A 4797-nucleotide genomic window follows, 5' to 3' on the forward strand; every position below is an offset into this window, starting at 1 on the left:
CGTAATACCACCTCCATAAAGTGATTACATTGTATTCACTTTATGGAGGTGGTATACTGATAGCGACTAAAAGGATGGAGGTTTTTATCATGAAAACAAGACGTCAAGGAAATGCCATTGTTTTAACTGTCCCTACTAAGTTTGGAATAGAAGAAAATATTGACTACATTGCAGTTAAAGGTAAAAATGATTCTATTACCTTCATTAAGAAAAAAAGCAATATTTTTGAAGAAGCTTTTGCAAAAGGAGAAACGATTGATGCTGGTCCGAAGTTCCCTGATGACGCTCCTGTCGGAAAGGAAATGATCTAGTGAACTACAGTTTAAAAGGGTATACACCCAAACAAGGGGATATCATCATTATTAATTTCAATCCCAGCGTAGGTCGTGAAATTCAAAAGAAACGGCCAGCACTCGTAATAAGTTCCGATGTTTATAATTCTGTAACAGGGATGGTCGCTGTGTGTCCAATTACTAGTACAAAAAAGGATCATTTTATCCCCTTAGATGAAACCCACAAAACACACGGGTATATCAACCCTTTACAAGTAAAAACATTGGACTATACTGATCGACGGCGGGGTGTACAATTTGTTGAAGCCGCTACATTGACTGAACTAGGAGAAGCTGCACATCTTGTCAGCATGATTTTCAACTTTTCTGAGTTATTAAGTGAGTAAAAAGAAAAACCCACTTCAAGCGACTGCTTGAAGTGGGTTTCTTTAGACTAATTCGATATATTTTTCATTCTTCTCTAAATGATGCAAATAGATCAACAAACGATCGTACAATTGATCATTGGCTTCTTCGATGGCTGCGCCGAGGTTTTCACCAATTTCCTTGACCGTCCGTTTGCCATCAACCTGCTGAAGAATAAAGCTGCCGTATTTGTCCAGCTCCATCTCAGTAGTTTCTGGGATCTTATAATGAATCTTGCGTAAGACTCGTTGGATCCAAGCATTTTGTTCCGTGATGACAAAAACGATGCCGTCACGTACTTCATAATGCAGATCTTCTTTGAGACAGTAGACGCGTTTTAACAGCTCTTCCGTTTCAGGATTCACAGCATTTGGCTGTTCTTTAGTCATTGTGTTTCACTTTCTTCACACTCAATAGCGGAATAATGATCGCAGCAACTAAGATCGCAAGCAGCAAGAATGCTGCACCATTAGATCCTAAGAAGCCTGTTGGTGTTCCAGGAGTTACCACACCTGTTACTTGTAAAATGATTCCGATCAAACCGATGATTGAACCACCAGCGATCAAACCAGATGACAAGCTGACACCTAAAGTAATACGTTCTTCTGCAACTTCTTCTGTTTCTTTTTTGTTCAATACATCGATCAATTGACGGATCAACGCACCGACTAAGATGATTGAAGTTGTAGAAATTGGCAAGTAGAAACCAATCGCAAAGGTCATGATCGGCACTTTCATGAAGTGTAAAACAACACCCATTGCAACACCGGCGATGATCATATGCCATGGAAGTGATCCAGACGTAATTCCTGAAGTTAATGTCGCCATCAAATTCGCTTGCGGCAAACCGAATGGAGGATTTGATCCAGTAATTGCTAATTGTGGAGATAAGATTACCATCATACCAGTAACGATTACCACACCGACAATGTTAGAGATCAAGAAGTAGCGACGGCCTTCGTTGAAGTTTCCGCCCATTACAAAAGTAACTTTTTGTGATTGAGAGTAACCACCACCTACAGAGATCGCTAACACGATAAATGTACCAAACATTAATAATTGTTGTGTATTTTCAGCTGAAGTCCAGCCCATCATAACAAAGACTAGCGTCAAGATAACCATTGAAGCGATCGTCATACCAGATACTGGCAAGTTTGATGTACCGATCGTACCAGTTAAACGACCTGCAACGATAACGAATAGGAAGCTTAAAATGATTGATAATATGCCGCCCACAAGTGCCATTGCCACACTTCCAGTGATGACAAAGCCCATTACGATACCAACAACAGCGCCGATGATCAATGGCAGCATACCGCCGCCTTCTTGTTCAACACCGTCTTTACGGCCCTTCATAGTTGCAGAGATTGATGAAATGATTGTTGGGATCAATTTGATCGCGCCGATCAATCCACCAGAGATCATCATACCAGCTCCGATGTATTTAACATAAGAACCAGAGATCACAGCAAAGTTTGATGCACTCAATAATTGAGAAGCATTGTCCCAAACATGGGCATTGCTGTTAGCCATTTCCATGAAGTAACCAAGTAATGGCGCAATCGCGAAGTTCGCTAAGATCGAACCAGCAAACATCAAGACAGAAACGTCCATCCCAACGATGAAACCAATACCCGTTAATAATGGGTTTACTTCTGTTTCAAATTTCCATTTGTAGAAGCTTTCGTTTACATAGCTGACAACGTTATTCATAATACCAAATACAGAACCAGTTAAAGCAGTTAGCACACCGCCGATACCAAAACCGATCCCCATATATTTAAGCGAATCGCCACCAGTATCAGAAGCGACTAACGTTTCAGAAATAGCCATTGCTTCTGGATAAACCAGTTTACCGTGTTCACTTACAAGCATGTAATCTTGAACGATTGAGAAAACACCGACACCTAGTAAAACAGCACCGATACCTAAACCAACACCTTCGATGAAGTTCACTTTACCGCCGACTAAGATTACGGCCGGCAATACGAAAATCATACCAGAGGCTACAGATTCCCCACCACTTGACATCAATTGCAATAAGTTCTTACCTAAAATGGTTCTAGGTTTTACAAATAGAGCGACTAGCCCTGATCCAATAATTGCACCTGGAATACCTGCTGCTACAGTCAAACCAGCCTTCATACCTGAATAAGCAGTCGATGCAGCAAATAGTGCAGCCAGTAAAATACCTAAAATCATAATGATTGGCGAGCCTGCTTTTTTAGGCTTATCAGCTACATACGGGACATAATCTTTCCCTGCTACTCCACCAAAAGCGTCTTTTGAGAGTTTTTTCATTATCTTTGTAATTCCTTCCTTACTATCATTTCCCAATGAGATGAGGAACCCTGCAAAAAACAGGATTCCTGTCCCTCAGTACCTACTATTTAACTAAGCGATAAATAGCGTCAGCATAAATAGCTGTTGCTTTGAACAAGCTATCAATAGGCATAAATTCGTTTGGTTGGTGCATTACGTTTTCTTCACCTGGGAACATTGCGCCGTATGCGACACCACGTTCTAGGATTCGACCGTAAGTACCCCCGCCGATTGATTCTTCGTGGCCTTCAAGACCTGTATGTTCTTCGTAAACGTCCAATAATGTTTTCACTAATGGATCACTTGCTGGAACATAATGAGGAGTTTTCACGTCACCAATGATCGCGATTGAAACGCCTGCATCTTTAAGGACTTCTTCCATGTTGGCTAAGATGATATCTTTTGTGATGCCTTCTGGATGACGAACATTTAATGTAACTTTTTTGTCGCCGTCTGCACTGTAGTCGAACAAGTTCGCTGATGAAGTTGTTTCGCCCATTACATCGTGTTTAGTGTAAGCATTGATTTTCTTACCGTTGTAATCTAAGTGCATATATTCAGAAATGGTTTGAATGTAGTTAGCACCATTGCCGTCAAGTTTATAGTCAGCTAAGAATGCTGCTAAGAATGTTGCTGAGTTCACGCCGAATTTTGGTTCTTGTGCGTGAGCACCTTTACCGATCACAGTAATTGTGATTTCGCCGTTGTTTTCAGCAAACTCGCCTTTGATGTCAGATTTTTCAACAAATGCATCAAATGCAGCTTTTACATCAGCGACTTTTGCTTCGTCGTTGACTTTAAGAACTGCTGTTGCATCGCCGGGTACCATGTTGGTACGTAAACCTGATTTGAAGCTTACAAGATCAAAATCGCCAGATTCAGCGTTGTCTTTGTTTGCAAAAGTCACTTCATAAGATAAGATACCTTTTTCACCATTGATGATTGGGAATTGTGCATCTGGAGAAAAACCAACTTTAGGCATTTCTTCCACTTCCATATAACGGTGGATTCCTACCCATTCGCTTTCTTCATCAGTACCGAAGATGAAGCGAATTTTTTTAGAAATTGGTAATTCTAAATCTTTGATAATTCGCATTGCATAATAAGCAGCGATTGAAGGTCCTTTATCATCGGCTGACCCACGTGCGTATAATTTTCCATCTTTGATCACTGGTTCAAATGGATCTGTATCCCAGTTATCGTCGACAGGAACTACATCCACGTGTCCTAAAAGCCCAAACATTTCTTCTCCGTCACCATATTCGATATGGCCGGCTACGTTTTCGATATTTTTCGTAACGAAACCATCGCGGTCGCCAAATTCTAATACTTTACGTAATGCGGCAGCTGGTCCAGGTCCAAGAGGTTCTTCTTTTGTTCCATGTTCCACGTCGCGGATACTGTTGATACGGATAAGATCGCCTAAGTCTTTCATTAAGTCGTCTTTGCGTGCTTCTACTTCTTTTTGCCAATCAATTGTCATTGTTTAATCCCTGCTTTCTTTTTTTTATAACAAGTCGTTAAACCTGTTAGATTCATTAGAAAGATCATGTCTAAATATAGTTTCAAATTTTGACAGCTTAGAATAACTTTCTTCAAAAGACGAATTTACGGTCCCTTTTATGGGTGCAATACGTCAAAACAATCAACGGAAAAGTCCGCTCATGAATGATGGAAATGTTATTCTATGATTCCTAATTCCGCAGTTTGTTTCACCTCCCAAATCAGCATTATACCGTATTTTTATTCATAAGTCATTGTGAAACAACTATCATTT

Annotated in this window: 5 protein-coding genes; 2 read left to right on the top strand and 3 right to left on the bottom strand. The window is 40.4% G+C overall.

Features of this window, described 5'->3' with window-relative positions; translation table 11 throughout:
• Positions 1–89 precede the first annotated feature (89 nt).
• Positions 90–311, top strand: a complete 222-nt coding sequence (gene mazE / locus A5875_RS20285) for a type II toxin-antitoxin system PemI/MazE family antitoxin (protein ID WP_088935376.1) — start codon at positions 90–92, stop codon at positions 309–311.
• A complete protein-coding gene (locus A5875_RS20290; RefSeq protein WP_088935377.1) occupies positions 311–679 on the top strand; it encodes a type II toxin-antitoxin system PemK/MazF family toxin in 369 nt (122 codons plus the stop codon). The genes mazE and A5875_RS20290 overlap by 1 nt, the downstream gene beginning before the upstream one ends.
• A 42-nt stretch (positions 680–721) precedes the next feature.
• On the opposite strand, the gene A5875_RS20295 is transcribed toward A5875_RS20290, so the two are convergent.
• From A5875_RS20295 to pepV, 3 genes are all read right to left on the bottom strand, one after another.
• Complete coding sequence (locus tag A5875_RS20295; RefSeq protein ID WP_088935378.1) at positions 722–1087, bottom strand: PqqD family protein; 366 nt, start codon at positions 1085–1087, stop codon at positions 722–724.
• Positions 1080–2999 (bottom strand): OPT/YSL family transporter, encoded by a 1920-nt coding sequence (locus A5875_RS20300; RefSeq protein ID WP_088935379.1) that lies wholly within the window; start codon positions 2997–2999, stop codon positions 1080–1082. Before A5875_RS20300 ends, A5875_RS20295 begins: the two co-directional genes overlap by 8 nt.
• Before the next feature lie 85 nt (positions 3000–3084).
• Positions 3085–4503, bottom strand: a complete 1419-nt coding sequence (gene pepV / locus A5875_RS20305; protein WP_088935380.1) for a dipeptidase PepV — start codon at positions 4501–4503, stop codon at positions 3085–3087.
• Between the last annotated feature and the right edge of the window lie 294 nt (positions 4504–4797).

The sequence above is a fragment of the Enterococcus sp. 3H8_DIV0648 genome (assembly GCF_002140655.1).
GTDB lineage: Bacteria > Bacillota > Bacilli > Lactobacillales > Enterococcaceae > Enterococcus_A > Enterococcus_A hulanensis.

Coding starts and splice junctions, on each gene's coding strand:
- A5875_RS20300 (WP_088935379.1), bottom strand. CDS start 2,999: ATGAAAAAACTCTCAAAAGACGCTTTTGGTGGAGTAGCAGGGAAAGAT.
- mazE (WP_088935376.1), top strand. CDS start 90: ATGAAAACAAGACGTCAAGGAAATGCCATTGTTTTAACTGTCCCTACT.
- pepV (WP_088935380.1), bottom strand. CDS start 4,503: ATGACAATTGATTGGCAAAAAGAAGTAGAAGCACGCAAAGACGACTTA.
- A5875_RS20295 (WP_088935378.1), bottom strand. CDS start 1,087: ATGACTAAAGAACAGCCAAATGCTGTGAATCCTGAAACGGAAGAGCTG.